Annotated in this window: 17 protein-coding genes; 2 read left to right on the top strand and 15 right to left on the bottom strand. The window is 36.7% G+C overall.

Annotation, left to right across the window (positions count from 1 at the left end; all coding sequences use genetic code 11):
* Positions 1–10 precede the first annotated feature (10 nt).
* The gene (locus IGJ55_RS00145; protein WP_069640114.1) at positions 11–1303 is read right to left on the bottom strand and encodes an adenylosuccinate synthase; all 1293 of its coding nucleotides are present in this window, start codon (positions 1301–1303) and stop codon (positions 11–13) included.
* A 246-nt stretch (positions 1304–1549) separates the two neighbouring features.
* Here IGJ55_RS00145 and IGJ55_RS00140 point away from each other — a divergent pair, with 246 nt between their 5' ends.
* Positions 1550–2098, top strand: a complete 549-nt coding sequence (locus tag IGJ55_RS00140; RefSeq protein WP_069640115.1) for a GNAT family N-acetyltransferase — start codon at positions 1550–1552, stop codon at positions 2096–2098.
* A gap of 55 nt (positions 2099–2153) precedes the next feature.
* Here IGJ55_RS00140 and dnaB read toward each other — a convergent pair whose 3' ends face one another.
* From dnaB to rpsF, 6 genes are all read right to left on the bottom strand, one after another.
* Positions 2154–3524 (bottom strand): replicative DNA helicase, encoded by a 1371-nt coding sequence (dnaB, locus tag IGJ55_RS00135; RefSeq protein WP_010766608.1) that lies wholly within the window; start codon positions 3522–3524, stop codon positions 2154–2156.
* A gap of 143 nt (positions 3525–3667) precedes the next feature.
* Positions 3668–4120, bottom strand: a complete 453-nt coding sequence (rplI, locus tag IGJ55_RS00130; RefSeq protein WP_069640116.1) for a 50S ribosomal protein L9 — start codon at positions 4118–4120, stop codon at positions 3668–3670.
* 75 nt (positions 4121–4195) lie between these two features.
* Positions 4196–6172: a DHH family phosphoesterase gene (locus IGJ55_RS00125; RefSeq protein ID WP_430607001.1), complete on the bottom strand. Its 1977-nt coding sequence runs from the start codon at positions 6170–6172 to the stop codon at positions 4196–4198.
* Positions 6173–6359: 187 nt separating this feature from the next.
* The gene (gene rpsR / locus IGJ55_RS00120) at positions 6360–6599 is read right to left on the bottom strand and encodes a 30S ribosomal protein S18 (protein ID WP_010762117.1); all 240 of its coding nucleotides are present in this window, start codon (positions 6597–6599) and stop codon (positions 6360–6362) included.
* Positions 6600–6624: 25 nt separating this feature from the next.
* Positions 6625–7176 carry a single-stranded DNA-binding protein gene (ssb, locus tag IGJ55_RS00115; protein WP_069640118.1) on the bottom strand — a complete coding sequence of 184 codons (552 nt, stop codon included), beginning with the start codon at positions 7174–7176 and terminating at the stop codon, positions 6625–6627.
* 48 nt (positions 7177–7224) lie between these two features.
* Positions 7225–7527: a 30S ribosomal protein S6 gene (gene rpsF / locus IGJ55_RS00110; RefSeq protein ID WP_010762119.1), complete on the bottom strand. Its 303-nt coding sequence runs from the start codon at positions 7525–7527 to the stop codon at positions 7225–7227.
* 309 nt (positions 7528–7836) lie between these two features.
* On the opposite strand from rpsF, the gene IGJ55_RS00105 reads away from it, so the two are divergent.
* Positions 7837–9363 (top strand): AMP-binding protein, encoded by a 1527-nt coding sequence (locus IGJ55_RS00105; RefSeq protein WP_430606998.1) that lies wholly within the window; start codon positions 7837–7839, stop codon positions 9361–9363.
* Between the two features lie 55 nt (positions 9364–9418).
* Here IGJ55_RS00105 and menC read toward each other — a convergent pair whose 3' ends face one another.
* From menC to IGJ55_RS00065, 8 genes are all read right to left on the bottom strand, one after another.
* Positions 9419–10528, bottom strand: a complete 1110-nt coding sequence (gene menC / locus IGJ55_RS00100; RefSeq protein WP_429951466.1) for an o-succinylbenzoate synthase — start codon at positions 10526–10528, stop codon at positions 9419–9421.
* A gap of 38 nt (positions 10529–10566) precedes the next feature.
* Complete coding sequence (gene menH, locus IGJ55_RS00095; protein WP_430606996.1) at positions 10567–11388, bottom strand: 2-succinyl-6-hydroxy-2,4-cyclohexadiene-1-carboxylate synthase; 822 nt, start codon at positions 11386–11388, stop codon at positions 10567–10569.
* Entirely contained in the window at positions 11378–13111 is a 1734-nt protein-coding gene (menD, locus tag IGJ55_RS00090) for a 2-succinyl-5-enolpyruvyl-6-hydroxy-3-cyclohexene-1-carboxylic-acid synthase (protein WP_430606994.1), read from the bottom strand. The genes menH and menD overlap by 11 nt, the downstream gene beginning before the upstream one ends.
* Entirely contained in the window at positions 13095–14477 is a 1383-nt protein-coding gene (locus IGJ55_RS00085) for an isochorismate synthase (protein WP_430606993.1), read from the bottom strand. Before IGJ55_RS00085 ends, menD begins: the two co-directional genes overlap by 17 nt.
* Entirely contained in the window at positions 14474–15946 is a 1473-nt protein-coding gene (locus IGJ55_RS00080; RefSeq protein ID WP_430606992.1) for an o-succinylbenzoate--CoA ligase, read from the bottom strand. The genes IGJ55_RS00085 and IGJ55_RS00080 overlap by 4 nt, the downstream gene beginning before the upstream one ends.
* 18 nt (positions 15947–15964) lie before the next feature.
* Positions 15965–16780 (bottom strand): 1,4-dihydroxy-2-naphthoyl-CoA synthase, encoded by an 816-nt coding sequence (gene menB, locus IGJ55_RS00075; RefSeq protein WP_069640125.1) that lies wholly within the window; start codon positions 16778–16780, stop codon positions 15965–15967.
* 724 nt (positions 16781–17504) lie between these two features.
* A complete protein-coding gene (locus tag IGJ55_RS00070) occupies positions 17505–18104 on the bottom strand; it encodes an Abi family protein (protein WP_430606990.1) in 600 nt (199 codons plus the stop codon).
* 66 nt (positions 18105–18170) lie between these two features.
* The gene (locus IGJ55_RS00065) at positions 18171–19688 is read right to left on the bottom strand and encodes a zinc ABC transporter substrate-binding protein AdcA (protein WP_430606988.1); all 1518 of its coding nucleotides are present in this window, start codon (positions 19686–19688) and stop codon (positions 18171–18173) included.
* Positions 19689–19845 lie beyond the last annotated feature (157 nt).

Genomic DNA, 19845 nt, shown 5'->3' with positions numbered 1-19845 from the left:
GTTTTAAAATTTAAATTTGTGCCCAAACACTTTCCAAAACATTCGTTTGATTACGATCTGGCCCTACTGAGAATGTTGAAATACGCACGCCAACTAATTCAGAGATACGATGCACATAATTTCTTGCATTCGCTGGTAGATCAGCTAATGTTTTGCAACCAGTAATGTCTTCTGACCAACCTGGTAATTCTTCATAGACTGGCTTACAGCGGCTTAACTCTTTCAAGCTTGCTGGATAATGATAAATCAGTTCACCATCTAATTCATACGCTGTACAGATTTTCACTGTGTCTAAACCACTTAATACATCGATTGAGTTCAATGACAGATTTGTGATTCCTGAAACCCGTTTAGAATGACGCATCACAACCGTATCAAACCAACCCACGCGACGTGGGCGACCAGTAGTTGTACCGTATTCTTTCCCAACTTTACGAATGGTTTCTCCTGTTTCATCAAACAATTCTGTAGGGAATGGACCATCACCAACACGAGATGTATACGCCTTACAAACACCCACGACTTTATTGATCTTAGAAGGACCAACACCGCTTCCGATCGTAACGCCTCCAGCAACTGGATTTGATGAGGTTACAAATGGATATGTTCCTTGGTCGATATCTAGCATAACGCCTTGTGCGCCTTCAAATAATACGCGTTTACCTGCATCTAATGCATCATTCAAAATAACAGAAGTGTCCGTTACGTATTGTTTGATTTGTTGACCATATTCATAGTATTCTTCAAAAATATCTTCAAAAGCAATTGGTTCGCTGTCGAACATTTTAACGAATTGACGATTTTTTTCTTCTAGATTTATTTTTAAACGTTCTTCAAAAATTTCTTTATCTAATAAATCTGCGACACGGATTCCCACACGAGCTGCTTTATCCATGTATGCAGGACCGATCCCTTTGATTGTAGTACCAATTTTATTTTCACCTTTGGCATCCTCTTGTAATTGATCCAATTGGATGTGATAAGGTAAAATCACGTGAGCACGGTCAGAAATACGTAAATTATCTGTCGTGACATTATTATCTTTTAAATAAGCCAGTTCTTTTACAAGAGATTTCGGGTTGACTACAACACCATTTCCGATCACACTGATCTTGTCTTTGTAAAAGATACCTGAAGGAATCAAGTGTAGTTTATAAGTAACACCGTCAAACTTAATGGTATGACCTGCATTATCTCCGCCTTGATAACGTGCGATGACCTCAGCATTCTCACTTAAAAAATCCGTGATCTTTCCTTTTCCTTCATCGCCCCACTGCGTTCCGACTACTACAACTGATGACATTCGAACACCTCGTTCTAAATTATTTTGTCCTGATTCATTGTACCAATAAAACACAACGCTTTCAAGGAAAAATCGAATGTTATTTTTTTGGAAATAAGAAAATAGAGTAAAACACGAACATTATTCAGAAAATGATTTTACAGTAGATAAAAAAACGAAAATTTATTTATTCTCTTGTAAAGAATTTGCATTTTGTTATAATCATCCATAATATATTATGAATTCACTAGGAGGTCTATTCGGGATATGAAACATTATTTTTATTTAGAGATTGACGAATCTTTATCTTTAGTTCAGCCAACGTTATCTATGGCACATGAACTTTTCGAAGTGATTGATTCAGATCGGAAACACTTACGAAAATTCCTTGATTTTGTTGATACTACAACATCTTTTGAACAACAAGAGCAATATATCAAGATGAAATTAGAAGGCTATATCAATGAAACCGATCGTTTATTTCTAATTGCTTTTGACCAGAATATAATTGGCTGTATTGATTTACATTTTATTGATACCAATAATAAAAAAGCTGAACTTGGCTACTGGCTTCATTCGTCTCAAACCAATAAGGGGATTATGTCAAAAGTAGTGAAAAAAGTTTGTGCGATCGCTTTTGAAGATATGGGATTAAACAAATTAAGTATCCGAGCTGATACTGAAAATAAAGCCAGTAATGCAGTTGCAGTAAAAAATGGCTTCTCTTTCGTTGGAACAGATAAATCAGATATTATTATGTATGATAAGTTTAGAGATTTAAATAAATATTCTCTTTTAAAAACAGATTTTAGCTGAAATAATAGCCCGAGTAAGTCGTCGGTTGACACTTACTCGGGCTATTATTTCACAATTAAAACTCTTCTCTAGGCGATAACGAAGCGAACTTATTGAACTCTTTAATGAATAACAGTTCCACAGTTCCACGGGCACCACTACGGTTTTTCTCGATGATAACCTCAATCACGTTGTCGATTTCCGGCTCTTCACGAGCACCATCCTCGCCTTCCTCACCACGATCATAGTAATCATCACGATAAAGAAAAGCTACGATATCCGCATCTTGCTCTATAGATCCAGACTCACGGATATCACTCAAAACAGGACGTTTATCCTGACGTTGCTCCACTCCACGAGATAATTGAGACAAGGCAATAACAGGAACTTTTAATTCCTTCGCCAATTTTTTTAATTGACGAGAGATTTCAGATACTTCTTGTTGACGACTTTCACGACCGGTTCCCTCAATCAATTGTAGGTAATCGATCAAAATCAAGCCTAAATTACCGCGTTCTTGCGCTAATTTACGACATTTTGCTCGAATTTCTGTAATTTTAATACCAGGCGTATCATCAATATAGATTTGCGCTCTAGATAAACTACCCATTGCAATAATTAGGTTTTGCCATTCTTCTTCTGATAACTGACCCGTACGTAAATGGCCGGCTTCAATCGAACCTTCTGCACAAAGCATCCGATTCACTAATGATTCGGCCCCCATTTCCAAACTAAAAATAGCAACCGATCGATCCGTTTTAGTTCCGATATTTTGCGCTATATTTAAAGCGAAGGCTGTTTTCCCTACTGCTGGCCGGGCAGCTAAAATAATCAATTCTTCTGCTTGTAATCCAGCAGTCATTTTATCTAAAGCAGGATATCCTGTAGGTAATCCCGTGATTTCTTCATCATTTTGATACAGTTGATCAATATTGGCAATCGATGTATTCAAAACATCTGCGATCGACAAAAAGCCGCTGCGATTTCTTTTTTCTGAAACTTCTAAAATGCTACGCTCTGCATCATCTAGTATTGTTTCAACATCTTCACCTTGTTCAAAACCTTTGGTAACAATCTCTGTAGCGGTTTGGATCAAATTGCGAAGCAATGATTTTTGTTCAACAATTTTCGCATAGTAAACGATGTTCGCAGCCGTCGGTACAGCCAACGCCAAATCTGATAGATAACTCAGGCCACCGACATCTTCTAATAAATTTTCTTGCTCCAAGCGATCTTTGATCGTGATCACATCAATTGCTTCATTTCGATCATTCAAGGTAAGCATAGTCTGAAAAATCAATTGATGATTACGGCGATAAAAGTCTTTGGGTTCTATGTATTCTAAAGCATCGATAATGACCTCAGCATCTAAAAAAACCGACCCTAAAACGGCCTGCTCTGCCTCCATACTTTGCGGCGGTACTCGATCTTGCCATACTTCATTCATTTTTTTCTCTCCTATAGCTAAAATTACGCTTTTCAGTCTTTCTATTTTAACAAGAAACAGCCAAAAAGTACAATGACAATCTGGCGTCATTTCTTATTATTATGATAAACAAAAAACAGAGGAAAACCCCTGTTTTTTACTCTTTATTCTTCAACAACGTGAACTTTGATCGTCGCAGTCACTTCGTGATGTAATTTCACTGGAACTTTTGTAAAACCTAAGGCACGAATTGGTTGTGACAGCTCGATCTTGCGTTTATCTAATTTAACGCTATATTGCTTGTTTAAGGCCTCGGCAATTTGTTTTGAAGGAATAGACCCAAAGAGACGTCCATCTTCCCCAGCCTTCGCTTTAAGCTCTACAACAGTCTCTTCTTTTTCTAAAAACTCTTGCATTTTTTTAGCTTCTGCCAATACTTCTGCATCATGCTTGTCTTGTGCTTTTTTTTGACCAGCAAGAGCACTGATGTTGCCTTTATTTGCCTCTTTAGCAAATCCATTTTTAATTAGGAAGTTTTGGGCATACCCAGCAGGTACTTCCTTCACTTCACCTTTTTTTCCTTTGCCTTTGACATCTTGTAAAAAAATAACTTTCATACTATTATTCCTCCTTATTTAAAAACTGAGAGAGCTTTTTCTGTGAAGCTAGATACCATTAAAAACATGACTAGCTTATGGAGCTGGATCATACATTATATCTATATTTTGATGAATCACTTTCAGCAGTTGCTCTTTTACCTCAGCTACTGTTTCATTAGATAATTGTACCGCAGCATTAGTAAAATGACCACCTCCACCAAGATTTTCCATAATTAGTTGGACGTTTATTGACCCATTACTTCGTGCACTGATCCCAATTTGTTTATCTGTTCGTTTAGTTATGACAAATGCTGCGTTGATTCCGACCATTGATAACAATGTATCTGCAGTTTTAGCTGCCGTGACACTATCGTATTCTTTGTCTTCACTACCTGTAACGATAACTGTATCTGGAGTAACATATTCACTTTTAGCAATCAAGCTGTTCATTTCCAAGTAACTTGTTAAATCTGAACTCAGTAGATATTGTACTAAAGATGAATCGGCACCACAAGTTCTCAAATAGCTAGCCACGTCAAATGTACGTGCTGTAGTCCGAACACTGAAACTCTTGGTATCGACAACGATACCAGCTAGTAGCAACGTAGCTTCGAGTTTGTCTAAACGTTTTTGTGCGTTACTTTGATACTCGATCAATTCCGTCACTAGCTCTGATGCAGATGATGCAGATGATTCGATATACGTAAGCAATGGTTTCACTGGGAATTCATCGCCACGCCGATGGTGATCAATGATCACAACTTTATCAAATTGTTCGTATAACTCTTGTGAGATCGAAAGCGAGGGCTTGTGGTAATCAACCATGATCAACAGACTACTGTCTGTTTTTCTTTTCATTGCTTCTTTTGGTGTAATGATTTGCTTAGCCTGTTCGGGATACTTCTCCAACTCGGTCATCACTCGTTCAACATCGGGAATACTTTCCCTTTTATCTAAGACAACCCATGCTTCTTTATTGTGAAATCTAGCTAATCGAGCCATCCCAAAGGCCGAACCAATTGCATCCATATCTGGAAAACGATGCCCCATGATATAAACATCTGATGATTCAGATAAAATCCCACGAATCGCGGTGCTCATTGCACGAGAACGAACGCGCGTTCTCTTAGCTACAGATGCTGATCGTCCACCATAAAAGATTGGTTTAGCATTATCTTTCGCCTCTTTCACAACAACTTGATCTCCACCTCTGACTAAAGCTGTATCTAAATTCGTTTGAGCTGTATTTCCTGTTTGACTTAGCGTTTCACCACCATAGGAGATTCCCATACTTAGTGTGATCGCTATTTCTCTTGTGCTAGATTCTTTTCTGATATTATCTAAAATTTGAAATTTTGATTCCATCATCTTTTTTACATCTTCTAACTGTGCAATAAAAAAATACCGTTCAGCATTTAGTCGTTTATAAAAAACATGATATTCATCCATCCAATCAGAAACCATTGTAGTAATAAAACTATTTAAGTACGATATCTCTTTTTCGTCCATATTATCGGTAATATCATCATAATTATCAACTGAAACAATCCCAATAGCTGTCTGCATTTCTATTTTCTCATGGTACAAGTTACTCTCTTCTGTAATATCTTTAAAAGTAATTGTATTTTGACTTGTGTCAATATTAAAGCGATAAACATGCTCACCAACTTTAAATATGTCCTTGCCTTTTTCAGCTAGTGATACATATGTCTGGATTAATTCTGGACTAATAAGTGTTTGTCCATCTTTCCGAAAAATAGCTTCTGCAAAAGGATTTAACCACTTCGCTTCTTTGGTAGTAGAATCATAATTTATGATCCCTACAGATACTTCGTTGAAAGCATAATCCAACGACTTTTCTGCAATCGAACTGGCTTCTCTAATTTTTTCTGTATTCGATATTTCAATTTTTTTGACCAAATAGAAAATTCGATTGATCAGTATAAAGTTGAGTATCAATAATCCAGCTAAAATTAAATATTTATTAGATATGAAGAACAATAGCATTACTTCTAATAAAAAGAGAACGAATACAACCCCTAAAATCCGCTTCACTCTATTTTCTTTCATTATAATGACTCCCCCATTATTCTGCAGATAAGGTTATTTTAGCATAAAAAAGGAATTTCTGCGAACCTCAAAATGTTCCACGTGAAACATTTCGAGGCAAATTATGTACGACTCTAATAAAGAATAATAAAAAAAATAATAAAAAAAGGATCAAAGAACTAGTTCTTTGATCCTTCATAATTCTATATTATTGCTCTTCACCAACAAATGGTAATAGGCCCATGATACGTGCGCGTTTGATTGCAATTGTTAATTTGCGTTGGTTCTTAGCACCTGTACCTGTTACACGACGTGGCAAAATTTTTCCACGTTCAGAAATGAATTTTTTTAGTAACTCAATATCTTTATAGTCAATATACTCAATATGGTTTGCTGCAATATAATCAACTTTACGGCGTTTACGTCCGCCTCTTCTTTGTTGTGCCATTCTTATTCCCTCCTATCAAATTCGTTTAGAATGGTAAATCATCATCTGAAATGTCAATAGTCGAACCTGAACCACTGAATGGGTCAGAATCTCTATCAAAATCAGGCATACCGTTATTACTAGACTGAGAGGATGATTGATTAAAATTGTTTTGTCCTGAAAAATTATTATTCTGTGGTTGTTGGAAACTTCCGCCACCAGCATTGTAACTTGGTGTCGAATCTGATCCTTCTGTTGTTTGTCTTTGTTCTGATGCAGAACGAGACTCTAACAACTGGAAATTCTCACATACAACTTCAGTCACGTAAACACGTTGACCTTGTTGATTCTCGTAATTTCTAGTTTGAATGCGACCAGTTACGCCTAATAATGTACCTTTACGCGCATAGTTTGCCATTGTTTCAGCAGGTTTACGCCAAATCACACAGTTAATAAAATCTGCTTCACGATTTCCATTTGCATTCGTAAAGTTCCGGTTTACCGCTAGAGTAAATGTCGCAACTGCCGAACCACTAGATGTATATCGTAAATCGGGATCTTTTGTTAGTCTTCCAACTAATACAACGTTGTTAATCATTTAAACATCTCCTTTCGTCAATCCAAATGTTTCACGTGAAACAATTGGTTATGCTTCTTCCTTGATAATCATGTGACGGATAATATCGTCATTGATTTTAGCAAGACGATCAAATTCATTGATTGCTCCTGCAGTTGATGGAGAAGATACTTTAACGATATGATAGATGCCTTCACGGAATCCGTTCATTTCATATGCTAAGCGGCGTTTTTCCCAATCTTTTGATTCGATAACTTCTGCTCCGTTATCTTTCAAGATTGTATCGAAACGTTCTACTAAAGCAGTTTTTGCTTCTTCATCAATGTTCGGACGAATGATGTACATAACTTCATAATTCGTAACTTGACTCATTGATTTTCACCTCCCTATGGACTTTAGGCTCTTAGTTTGCTAAGAGCAAGGAGAGTTATCTAAAATATATAGACTACTCACAAGGCTTCATTATACAGCTAAAAGCTGATAAAATCAAGTGTTCTTAGCAATTTTTGATCATTTTTTTAGCAATCTTTTTTTCTCTCAGGTCTTACTTTAAATATACGTACAAATTCGCTTTTTTCATTTTTTTTTGCTATTGATTTAGGTTATTTATTTTTCATGATATACTATCCTTGTTTGAAATTACACAAATACTTTAATGTAGTTTGAAAGGATGCTGTTACCTTGAATCAATTGTTAGAATACCAACCGCTAAACTTATACACAAACTATCTTGAGGCGGCACTTAATGCTCCTGAAACTGCCATTGTTCACGATGAACCATTGCCAGCTTTTCCTGAACTTGGAACAAATTACACCTACCAATTAAGTCACGAGGCGATTTTGAACCGTTCCTATCAATTAGCCAGTTTAGGAGTCCAAGCAGAAGATAAAATCATTATTTTTAAAAGCTCAAAATTTGATACGTATTTGTTAGCCGTTGCTGCTTCATATTTAGGTGCTGTTCCAGTAATGATTTCTTATCATTTTCCAACTGAAACGATTGAAGTTTTTGTAGATCGTTTGGAAAATCCGTTTATCCTATTTGATGATGAAACCGCAGAAAAAATAGCAAAAGTAAAAAATAGTACACCAGACAAACAGATTTCAGTTACTAGACTTTTGCAGGCTCCTGCGAACAAAGTTTCTCAAGTGGAATTACCTAAAGATACGATTGCATATATGACACATACTTCTGGGACAACTGGCATTCCTAAACTAATTTGTCATTCTGCTAATTCGATGGGGTGGCGTACAAAATGGCAAAAAACAATTTTCACAAAAATCGCTGAGAAAAAAATGGTTGGATTCCATATTTCACCCGTTCACTCTCGTTTTAATATTGGCATCTCTTCTTTGATGGCAATGGGTTTCCCACTGATGCCATTATCGATATCAAATAGTGATTCTGTTGCGGAAATGCTCTTAAAACATGAACCGATTGCTCTTGAGACTCACCCAAATAATTTCGTTCAGTGGACTTCTTTGGCAAAAAGACAACCCGAAGCTTTCGCAAGTGTTCGTTATTACCATTCTACTTTTGATGCAATCAACAATGCCACGATGACTAGCTTCTTAAAAGCTTCAAAAAAAAATGAGCCAATTTTTCTTCAAGTTTATGGACAAAGTGAATGTGGTCCAATGATTTTGAAGGCTCATACCTTAGAATCCCTAAAAATATCTGATGCTCGTGATATGGGGGTTGGCTTAGAAGGGTTGACCAAAGCTCGAATCGCAGATAAAGAAGGCAATGTTTTACCGGCTTTGACAGATGGTCATATCCAATTTTTATCTAAAGGACGTGCATTAACATACTATAAAGAAGATAATCGTTTTCAAGCAACGGTTTTCGGTCCTTGGTGGGACAGTGGTGATTATGGTTTTATGGATGAAAATAGCCATTTATTCTTGAAAGACCGTCAAGTAGATTTGATTGAAAAAGTCGATAGTAATTTAGCAATTGAAGATCATTTGTTGGATGCACTAGATTTTCTTCAAGAAGTGATTATCGTCAGAGCAAAAAATAATTCTCCTCAACCAATCTTGGCTGTTGATCCAAAACAAGGGATGGACTGGGATGCTTGGTGGGAACAAGTCACTGATTTACCTCATTTAAACAAACCAATTATTATGGATTGGGACGAAATTCCTCGTACAGCTACGATGAAAGTCCAACGATTACAAATTGAAAAAGCTCTGAAGGAAGAATAACTCTCATAACTAAAAAGAATCACAGACAAATGTTTCCTTTTGCCTGTGATTCTTTTTAGTTAGTAGATATTGTTTCGTAGAGTCCATATTTCGCTAACGCTTCTTTAGATAAAGTAACACCGATCCCTAGCCCATCAGGTACAGCAATCTCGCCGTTTTCAATCACAAAAGGGTTCGTAATGATATCCTCATAATAATAACGATCTGAAGCTGAAATGTCTCCTGGAAATGTAAAGACTTTTTGTGAGGCAAACTGTAAGTTTAACGCTCTTCCAACACCCGATTCAAACATTCCACCTAACCATACCTGAAGATTTTTTTCTTTACAGAAACCGACTATTTTCAATGCTTCCGTTATGCCGCCTACTCTGGGAATTTTTAAATTGATGCTTCGACAGCTTCCAAGAGCATACGCTAATTCGCAATCTTTAAGGGTTCGAATATTTTCATCTAAACAGATATCTGTTTTTATTTCTTTTTGCAATTGTGCGTGGTCTAAAAAATCATTTGCAGCAAAAGGTTGTTCAATCATTGCTAAGTCGTAATCATCAAATTGCTTCAAATGCGACATGTCATTAATGGTATACGCTGAATTAGCATCTACCATCAATGTTAAGTCAGGAAATCTATGACGAATTGCTTCGATTGGTTTTAAATCATAACCCGGACGGATTTTCAATTTGATTCTTTGATAACCAAGTGCCACATACTGAGTAATTTGAGTGACCAATTTGGTTAGATCAGTTTGAATTCCCACACTGACACCAACTGGGATTTGGGTTCGAGTATCCTCAAAATATGTTTTTAGGCTCTTTCCTTCCCGTTTGGCGTATAAGTCCCAGATAGCCGTCTCAAGACTGGATTTAGCCATATAATTGCCTTTTACTTCATCAAAAAGCAGTGCTATTTCTTTAGGATGTCGAATATCTACATCTTTCAACAAAGGAATCAGATAGTTTTCAATCATGATTCGTGCAGTCTCGATTGTCTCTTCTATGTAATCTGGTTGCTCAAAAGGAACAAGTTCTCCTATCCCTTGATTCCCCTGATCATCCGTCACCACCAAAATATCAAACGCTTTTTCTGTTAACTGACCATAACTTGTTTCAAAGGGAATCCGTAAAGGTAATCGAACACGATAACGATCAATGCGATGAATTTCCATCAGTATCTCCTCCTTATTCTAAAAATGTAGTGTTTATGTCAGACAAATTTAGCTAAAAAAGAATAAATAATTTTTTCAAATGTGGAGGGCTTCTCTAAATGAACACAGTGGCCTACATCATCTACGATTTCAATTGTTAGATTTGGTTGCTTTTCTTTCATCTCTATAGCGATTTGTTGAAACTTTGGATCAAGCGCTCCTACAATCAGCAATATCGGCACATGTATGTTGTGTAACTCTTGCCAAAGTGAAGGCTGAACCCCTGTCCCCATAAACCATAAACTGCACGCAAGCCCAAAACTTTGCTGCGCTAATCGCTCTTGCCGAATCGCTTTTTGAACGTGAAGCGTTAGTCTTTTTTGACTATCAAAAAGAGGCAGTTTCTCCCATTTATTAACAAAGTCGTCGATAGGATGACTCATGATAAAACTAGCTAAATATTCATCTGATTGTTTGCGTCTCAAGCGAGCTGTCGCACTTTCTAACCCAGGAGAACCGCTTTCTAAGATCAATTGCTGCACTTTTTGAGGATATAGATAAGTAAATACTAAAGCTGCTCTAGCCCCCATTGAATAGCCCAATAAGACAAAGTATTCGATGCCTAGTTGTTTAATCAATAAAGCAATATCTTGACATAAACAGTCTATTTGATAGCGGTATGGATGGACATAACAATCCGTTTTTCCATGCCCAATCAAATCAATCACTAGAATGTTGAAATCGGTCATTTCTTGAAAAACTGAAACAAATGTCTGACTGCTGCCGGTAAACCCATGGAAGCAAACCAATGTTGAGCGGTCTGCTTGATAGCCAGAAAGCCATTCATAATAGTAATTTACGCCGTTTACATTACTTTTCATAATCTATCCCAAAGATTTCTCTCAAACTTTTTACAACTTTCTCGTACAACAACACGTTGTCTTGACGATCACCAACTACTTCAATAAGCTGAAATTTTGGCTGTTTCTTCGTCTTTTCTAATAAGCAATCCAGTTGCTCCAAACTTACAGCTTTCACATATTCCGCATCATATAATTGCGCCACTAAAGAAAAATCTAAATCAATCGGGGTACCGAAAATGGGCTCAAAATCATCTGTCTCCAACTGACGTTGTGACAGAAAAGAAAAAATACCACCGCCATTATTATTCAATAAAACAATCGTTAAGGGTAATTTGTATCGTTTTGCGAGTAACAGACCATTCATATCATGATACATAGCCAAATCACCAATCAATAATATATTCTGGCGATCAGGATTTATCGCACACATTCCTAACGCAGTTGACACAATACCATCGATCCCATTTATACCTCGATTACCGAACAACTGATAGACATTATTTTCAGCGCTAGCAAATCGATCTAAAAAGCGGATAGCATTGCTATTCGAAACAAACAATTGCCCATCTTCCGCCATTTTTTCATGGACAAGAACACTAGCTGATGTTTCATTTAATGTGTTCATTTCACTAAATTCTTTTAATAATTGTTCTGTCGCTTTTTGCCAATTGATCCATTGATTTCGCCAAGAAACAGATGTCTGTACTTTGATTTTATTTAGGAGCATTTGAACAAAAGTTTGTTCTTCTACTTGAATTGCCGTCTGAACTTGCTTTAGTTGATCTTGCCACTCACCTGTTTCATCAATAAAATAAATCATTGTTTCATCTTCATTCAGTGATTGTAACCAAAGCATCGTATTTTTTGAAATAGGAAGCATACCAAAGCGAACAACAACTTCTGGTCGGTGGTTCATGTCTACTTCTTGGATAAATAAATCCGCACAGCTCATGATCAGCGGACTAGTCTTACTATTAGATGTAATATTGGCTAATGGATCACTAATGATCGGCCAGTTCAATGTTTCTGCTAATTCAATAAATAATCCAGCTTCTTCTGGCGTATGACTGCCACCCACCACTAAAACCCCTTTTTTTCCCTGCCAGGCATTGGCACACATCATTAATTGTGATTCGGACAATTGTTTTTTTCCTACAATGACTTCTGTTGTTTTTTCAGCAAGCATTGGATGCGTCAAATCAGGTAATAGTGGCTCTCTTAATGGAAAATTCAAATGAATAGGCCCTTTTGGTGTTTGGCAAGCTGTATCTGTCGCCCGCATTCCTTGCCAATAGGAATAGTCCAACATTGTTTTGCTTCCTTCTGGAATTGCCATTTCTATGAATAGTTTTACATGACCTTGAAATAAATGAAATTGATCCATGGCTTGTGGTGCACCAACTTGTCTTAATTCATGCGGTCGATCGGTTGTAAGAACGAGCAATGGAATATGACTAGCGTAAGCTTCACAAACCGCTGGATAATAATTTGCTGCTGCTGTTCCTGATGTACATAATAAAACAACAGGTTTGCCACTCGTTTTGCTTAATCCTAAGGCAAAAAAAGCAGCCGAGCGTTCATCTACCTCGATAAAGGTCTCAATCTTTTCCTGACGGTGTAACAATAAGGCTAATGGAGTAGAACGAGAACCTGGGCTGATTACAGCTTGTACTACGCCATTACTGATCATTCCTTCAACAAAAGCGTGTAAATAGTTGGTCATTTCACTTTGACTTGTCATACTCATCCCCACCTATTCCTCTTAACATCGGTTGAAACTTGATTTTTGTTTCGATTCTTTCTTGTTCTGCTTGTGAATCTTTAACAATGCCACACCCCGCATACAAGTAGCCAATATTGCCAGACAATACAGCAGAACGAATTCCCACGGCAAATTCTCCTATATCCTCTTTAATAGCGACCCATCCGATTGGCGCGCCATATAACCCTCGATCTAGCTGTTCATGTTCTTTGAGCCATTCCATAGCCAATTCTTTAGGTTCCCCACCTAATGCAGGCGTTGGATGTAACTGCTTGATTCCTTGCAAGAAGCGATATTCTTTTTGTCTTTTCCCTACAATCGGTAAGTATAAATGCTGAATATCTCGATTTTTTAATAACTGTGGTTTTTGTGTCTGAATCAAAGTTCCAGTCATCGCTTCCAATTCTTTGACAATTCTATCCACGACTATCCTATGCTCCTGCTTATTCTTCCTATCATTCAATAAATAATTACCCAAAGATTCGTCCTCAGTTTGCGTTGTTCCACGTGAAACAGACCCTGCTATACTAGCTGTTGAAAAGGTCGTTTTAGACGCTTTTAGTAAGCGTTCTGGTGTAGCTCCGATAAATATATGATCCTTTGATTCCAAAACAAAAAAATAAGTATTTGTCTGTTGGCGCTGCAGATTTTTTAAAATAACATCTGCTTGAAAAGGACTGTTACTTTTTACCTTCATCCGTCGTGCTAAAACAACCTTCTCTAATGGTCCTGCTTCTTTGAGCTTCTTCACCGTTTCGTCAACAACCGTCAACCATTGAGCTACAGCGACTTCCTCTGTTTTAATTTGTGTACTGTCTTGATTTTTTACTAGTGTAGTCGTCATTATTTCAACAAATTCTGAAGTCAGCTCTAGCCATTTTTTGTGCAATATTTCTTTATTTTCAGCGCTGAAGTTCATTGTAAGATAGACTTTTCCAGCTGTTTCTGTTAGTAAAAAAACGGGTAAATAAAATAAACCTTGCGCCAAACTGCCCCAATCATTTTGCTTCGTTTGCTTATCGTCAAAGGCAAAACCACCAAATAAAATAGCCCCCGTTCCTGTAATAGAACAGTTTTGATAAATTTTTTCTTTTTCTTCTAAAATAAAACGATCTACTTGTTCAAATGAAGCAAGATCATGCACTAATTCTTTTTCTTTGCCAAATCCGACTAGCGTAAAGTTTTTTTCCGGCGTTTGCCAATAAAATCGTTCACCTTTAAATACATTTTGTCCCTTCATAAAAGAAGTACGCAAAGAATCTGTCTTTTCATTTATTTCTTTGACCCAGCTAAATTGACGATAACCTTTTTCATAGGCTTGTTCTAATTCTTTAGGAATGCTCATTTGCTTAAAAAAGCCTCCCTTTCTCTTGTTGTTAAGCGATGTTTTGCTAATTTACCGCTAGCTGTTTTTGGTAGTGAATGGCATAAATAGAGCTGTTTAGGTAGTTTGTATTTTGCTAAATAGTGTTTAGCAAATTCATTGATTTTTTCTAAAGTGACTGTCGATTCTCCCACAATATAAGCGACTGGAACAGCGCCCCATTTTACATCGGCTTCACCAACGACGGCAACTTCTTTTACCCCAGGAAACTCTTGAATTACATGTTCGATTTCTGTGGGGTAAATATTTTCACCACCTGAAATAATCAACTCACTCAAGCGACTGACTAAGTATAAATAGCCTTCTTCGTCCAAATACCCCATATCACCTGTTTTAAACCAATCATCTGTCGTCCATTTGACAGCTTGCCATTGTGTACCATTTAGATAATTATGAACGACATTTTTCCCTTTTAATAAGATTTCTCCCACTTGATTCTTCTGCAGTGGTTTCTCTTGGTCATCAACGATTTTGATTTGCATCCCTAAGAGTGGCTTGCCTGCAGAACCAATCTTCGCTGTGGCATCTTCAAAACTCAAAGCAACCACTTGGGAACAGGTTTCAGTCATACCATAGGATTGGATCACCGGAATCCCATAGCTTTCACATTTTTCTAGTGCTTTAGGTGAAATTGGTCCGCCACCAAGCAGCATTGCCTTAAAATTTGAGCTATAGCCTTGTTTAGGATAATTTTCCAGTAACTCTTGCAGCATAATCGCCACCACAGAAATCACGGTCCCCCGACCATCGGCTAGATCATTTGTTACTATTTTTGCATCAAATTTACTATATAAACGGAAACTACAACCCAGCACTAATTGGCGCATAATGATCGACAACCCGCTAATGTGAAATAAAGGAACTGGACAAAGCCAGCAATCTTCACTTGTAATGTTCATATTTTTTTGTGTTGCCAAAGCACTAGCCAAATGATTACTAAAACATTGCACGACGCCTTTAGGATTTCCTGTCGTACCTGAAGTGTACATGATCGAAGCCGTAGCATTAAGTTGACAGATAGAGTCTATTTCTGCTTCTACAGCTGCTCCCGTCCCATCTGGCTCTATCATTTCAATTAGCGTTAATTGATCCAATTCAATTAAAAATGGCAAGCTTTCAGTAGAAACCACCACCAGCTTCACCTTTGCATCGGTCAATTGGTAGTGGAGTTCCTGCAAGCTTAAATGTGTATTTAATAAAACTAGCTCTTTACCTAATTCCCACAAAGCTAATATTGAAAAATACATTTCTTTTGAATTACGGCTAAATAGCGCAACTCGTTTTTCTTTATTTGGTATCTTTAGCGAAAACGCTGCTGTCCATCGTTTGACTTCTTGAGCGACCTCAGCAAAAGACCATGCTTCATCCTGCCAGTAAAAAGCAGGATGATCCGGTCTTTCATTCACTTGTTTTTGCAGCCAACTACTCATGTTCTTCACCCTTTTATTTTATGGAAATTTAGGGAATTGGTCGAAATCAGGATCACGTTTTTCTTTAAATGAATCGCGTCCTTCTTTGGCTTCATCCATTGTGTAATAAAGTAAGGTTGCATCTCCTGCTAATTGCTGAATTCCAGCCAATCCATCTGTATCAGCATTTAAAGATGCCTTGATCATACGTAAAGCAAGCGGACTTTTCTTCAACATTTCTTCTGCCCACTCCATTGTAACTTCTTCAACATCTGCTAAAGGTACAACGGTATTGATCCAGCCCATATCCAACGCTTCTTCTGCTGAATACTGTTTGCATAGGAACCACACTTCTTTAGCTTTTTTATGACCAACCACACGAGCTAAATAGCCAGAACCATAGCCGCCATCGAAACTTCCTACGTTCGGTCCAGTTTGACCGAATTTTGCATTGTCTGCTGCAATCGTTAAATCACAAACAAGCTGAAGAACATTTCCGCCACCGATCGAATAGCCTTTGACCATCGCAATAACAGGTTTTGGAATTACACGAATCAACCGTTGTAAATCTAATACATTTAAGCGAGGAACACTATCTTCACCCACATAACCACCATGTCCACGGACTTTTTGGTCACCACCGGAACAAAACGCTTTATCTCCTGCACCCGTTAAAATAATCACGCCGACATCTTGTTTATCACGGCTAATGTTGAATGCATCAATCATTTCCATAACTGTTTTCGGCGTAAAGGCATTGTGTACTTGAGGGCGATTAATCGTAATTTTCGCCACTTTTCCTTCTTGTTCAAATAAAATTTCATCGTATTCTTTGATTGTTGTCCAGTTTCTCATGAGGAAACCTCCTTATAATTTTAAAGCGGAACAAATCGATTAATCCTGTAGAAAATTAGGAAATTGGCATTGAAACGTTCTTTGTTTCACTGACAATTTATCTATTTTCCTAAGGATTGATTTGTGCAGCTAGATAATTTTAAAAGCGTAGTGGGCTCGTCCAGTCGAGGCTAGCCTGCGTAGCTAGCTAACATAAAAGCGGAACAAGCCGCTTAGCTCTGACAGAAAAAAATTGTTTTCAATGTTTCTATTATACACAATTATGTAGTTTTTAGAATGATAGACGGTTTAAAGTGTGATGAAAGAGGAGGTGGAGGACCTCTATTTTTTATAGCTAATTATTACGACATCTTTTCTTGAAGTTTATGTCAGAAAAAAATGTCATCAATGATTTATATTTTTATGATGATACGCTTAAATGAAGTGTAATACTTCATCAAAAATAAACGATTGATTTTTTTGCAAATTTAGCTATAGTTTATTTATAAATAAAAAAACTATTTGATACAAACAGCTGAACATTGCTTGTATCAAATAGTTTTTTTAAGAATAACCATCTTAATCACAGCATAGCGATTAAGCGATAAACGGTCGTACTGTTTTTTCCTTTGAATATAATTTATCAATTGGAATAATAATAGTCAACGATTTTACAGAAAAGTTCAACTATCTTTTTAAACTCTTCATGCTCATTATAACAACTACTTCGTTTTAGACACCTTTTTCACAACTCCATTAGCTCTTTTTTTCTATTAGCTTTCATTGCACTGCTTTGTATATATTTTTCATTTAGTAACAGAATACAAATAAAATCATATATTTTCATATTTGAAATTCTTTGTTTTCTATCTAGTTTTGCAATTCCGGCATTACCGGCAAATTCTGTAACTTTTTGAGTAGGATTAATTTGTTTTTTCTTTGTTATATTCAAAAGTAAAAGTCGGCTATGTGCCGCAGAATCTCTAAAGTTTTTAGTATACTTTAATAATTCATATACCTCATGAAATATATTACGATTGGATTTATCAACTTCATAATAAAATTCGACAAATCTAATCAGCTCCCCAAAAGACATTAACTCAATCAACACCCAAAAAGGTGGATTGCATTTTCTTTTTACATATAAATCATAATGGTAGCTTTCACTATTTCTATTCCTAGACATTATCTTTTTTTCTACAGAAATATATGTACTTACATCAAAATAAGGATTTTCTGAAAGTATCTTATTTTTGCAGTATTCATCATACTCCCGATGGAGATTCGTTCCACCTACTATTGATAAAAATAGCCACCATGTATTTAGGTGAATTAATTCAAACATAATCCCATAAAAAATCTCAACTAACGGATTTTTTATGGGATTAATTCTAACTCTTTCTATTCTTTATCAATGTGCTAACATCTCTTGTGCAATCTCAAATCCAGTCATGCTTACAGGATAATAAGTCGGCCAATTATCCATTTCTTCCAATAATTTTTGTTGACTTTCATTACCAAAATAGATATGGAAATGTGCTGCTTTGGAAGGCGCGATGCCATGATCGGAAAATTGAACATACTTATATGGCGTATCCTCCGTTGCTTCAAACAAAAAGCGAACCCCACGATTTCCAGCTTTGTAAGTTAAGATTTCTTTTCCTACGTATTTATATTTCGATGTGTATTTTTTATTCCCCACTATAAATGTCATAGCGTCCTTACTGATATCAATACGATCAACATCCGTTTGATACCCTTTTTGATAGTAATCTTTGTATTCTTCTGCCGTCATTTTTTTTGTTAATTTCTCTTTATAATCAAATACTTGGTCAAACGTGCCATCTTCTAAATAAGGAAATACGGATTGCCACTCACCTGCATAATCAGAAAGAGCACGATCTTTAACATCCTTATCATCAAAGTACCCATTTGAAACAGTCTTATTTACGGCAGTTTCAGTTACTTCTTTTTTAGGTGTCACTTCCGTTGATTTTATCAGCGCTTCTAAATTCTCTTCCATCACACTGATGTACGTTTTTCCCGCTTTCATGTCATCGTTGGTAAGTCCTTCTAACGGATTTAACACAAGTAATTCAACACCGGCTTCACTCGCTAAGGTTTTCGCTACTCGGTCATTCGCATTTTCTTCAAAATAGATATAGTTGATTCCTGTTTCTTCAACTAGCTCTTTCAATTCCGCAATCCGTGAAGGTTTTGGTTCTTGATCTGGAGAAATCCCTGCGATCGGTACTTGTTTTAGGTTGTAATCTAAGGCTAAATAAGAAAAAGCTGTATGTTGCGTAATAAAATTCTTTTGTTTGGCATTCACCAACTTTGCTTCATACAACTTATTAAGCTCTTTTAACTCTTCAATGTAATCAGCTGCATTTTTAGTAAATGTCGTTTTTTGCTCTGGAAATTGGTCGATCAACCCATCTCTGATTGTTTCCACTTCTTTAATTGCACGAAAGGGACTCAACCATAAATGAGGATCATAGTCATGAGAATGCCCTTCATGATTTTCCTCTGCTGAATGGTCATGCTCTTCACTTCCGGGTAAAAGAACCATTCCTTCACTTGCTTTGATACTGGTCACATTCTTGAGTGATTTTTCCATCTTAGGCACCCAGGTTTCCATATATTCACTATTGTAAACAAACGCATCCGCATCTTGTAAGTTAGCGATTTCCTTTGCAGAAGGTTCATAATCATGTGCTTCAGTTCCTGCTGGCACCATCAATGTAACCTCGCCAGCATCACCGACAATATTTCTTGTAAATTCATACATTGGATAAAAAGAAGTGACGATCGTTAGCTTTTTTTTATCTTTATTGACTTCTTTTTCGTTTGTGGGTCTTGTACATGCCGTTAGAATAATCGTTAGTAAAAATATTGCTGTAATAATAATCTTTGACTTCTTTTTCATTTTTAAGCTCCCTCAATTTTGATAGTTTCGTTCCTCTGCATATTGCCAATCTGAATGATTTTTTTGTAAAAATTTTAATTACTCAGTCTTTCATCTGAGAACTCCTTTCCGATTTCTCACGGATAAATCGTAACGGTTACGTTTTGATCACATGAGA

The sequence above is a fragment of the Enterococcus sp. AZ170 genome (genome assembly GCF_050545135.1).
Taxonomy (GTDB): domain Bacteria; phylum Bacillota; class Bacilli; order Lactobacillales; family Enterococcaceae; genus Enterococcus_L; species Enterococcus_L ureilyticus.
This window is presented reverse-complemented; position numbering and strand designations above follow the sequence as displayed.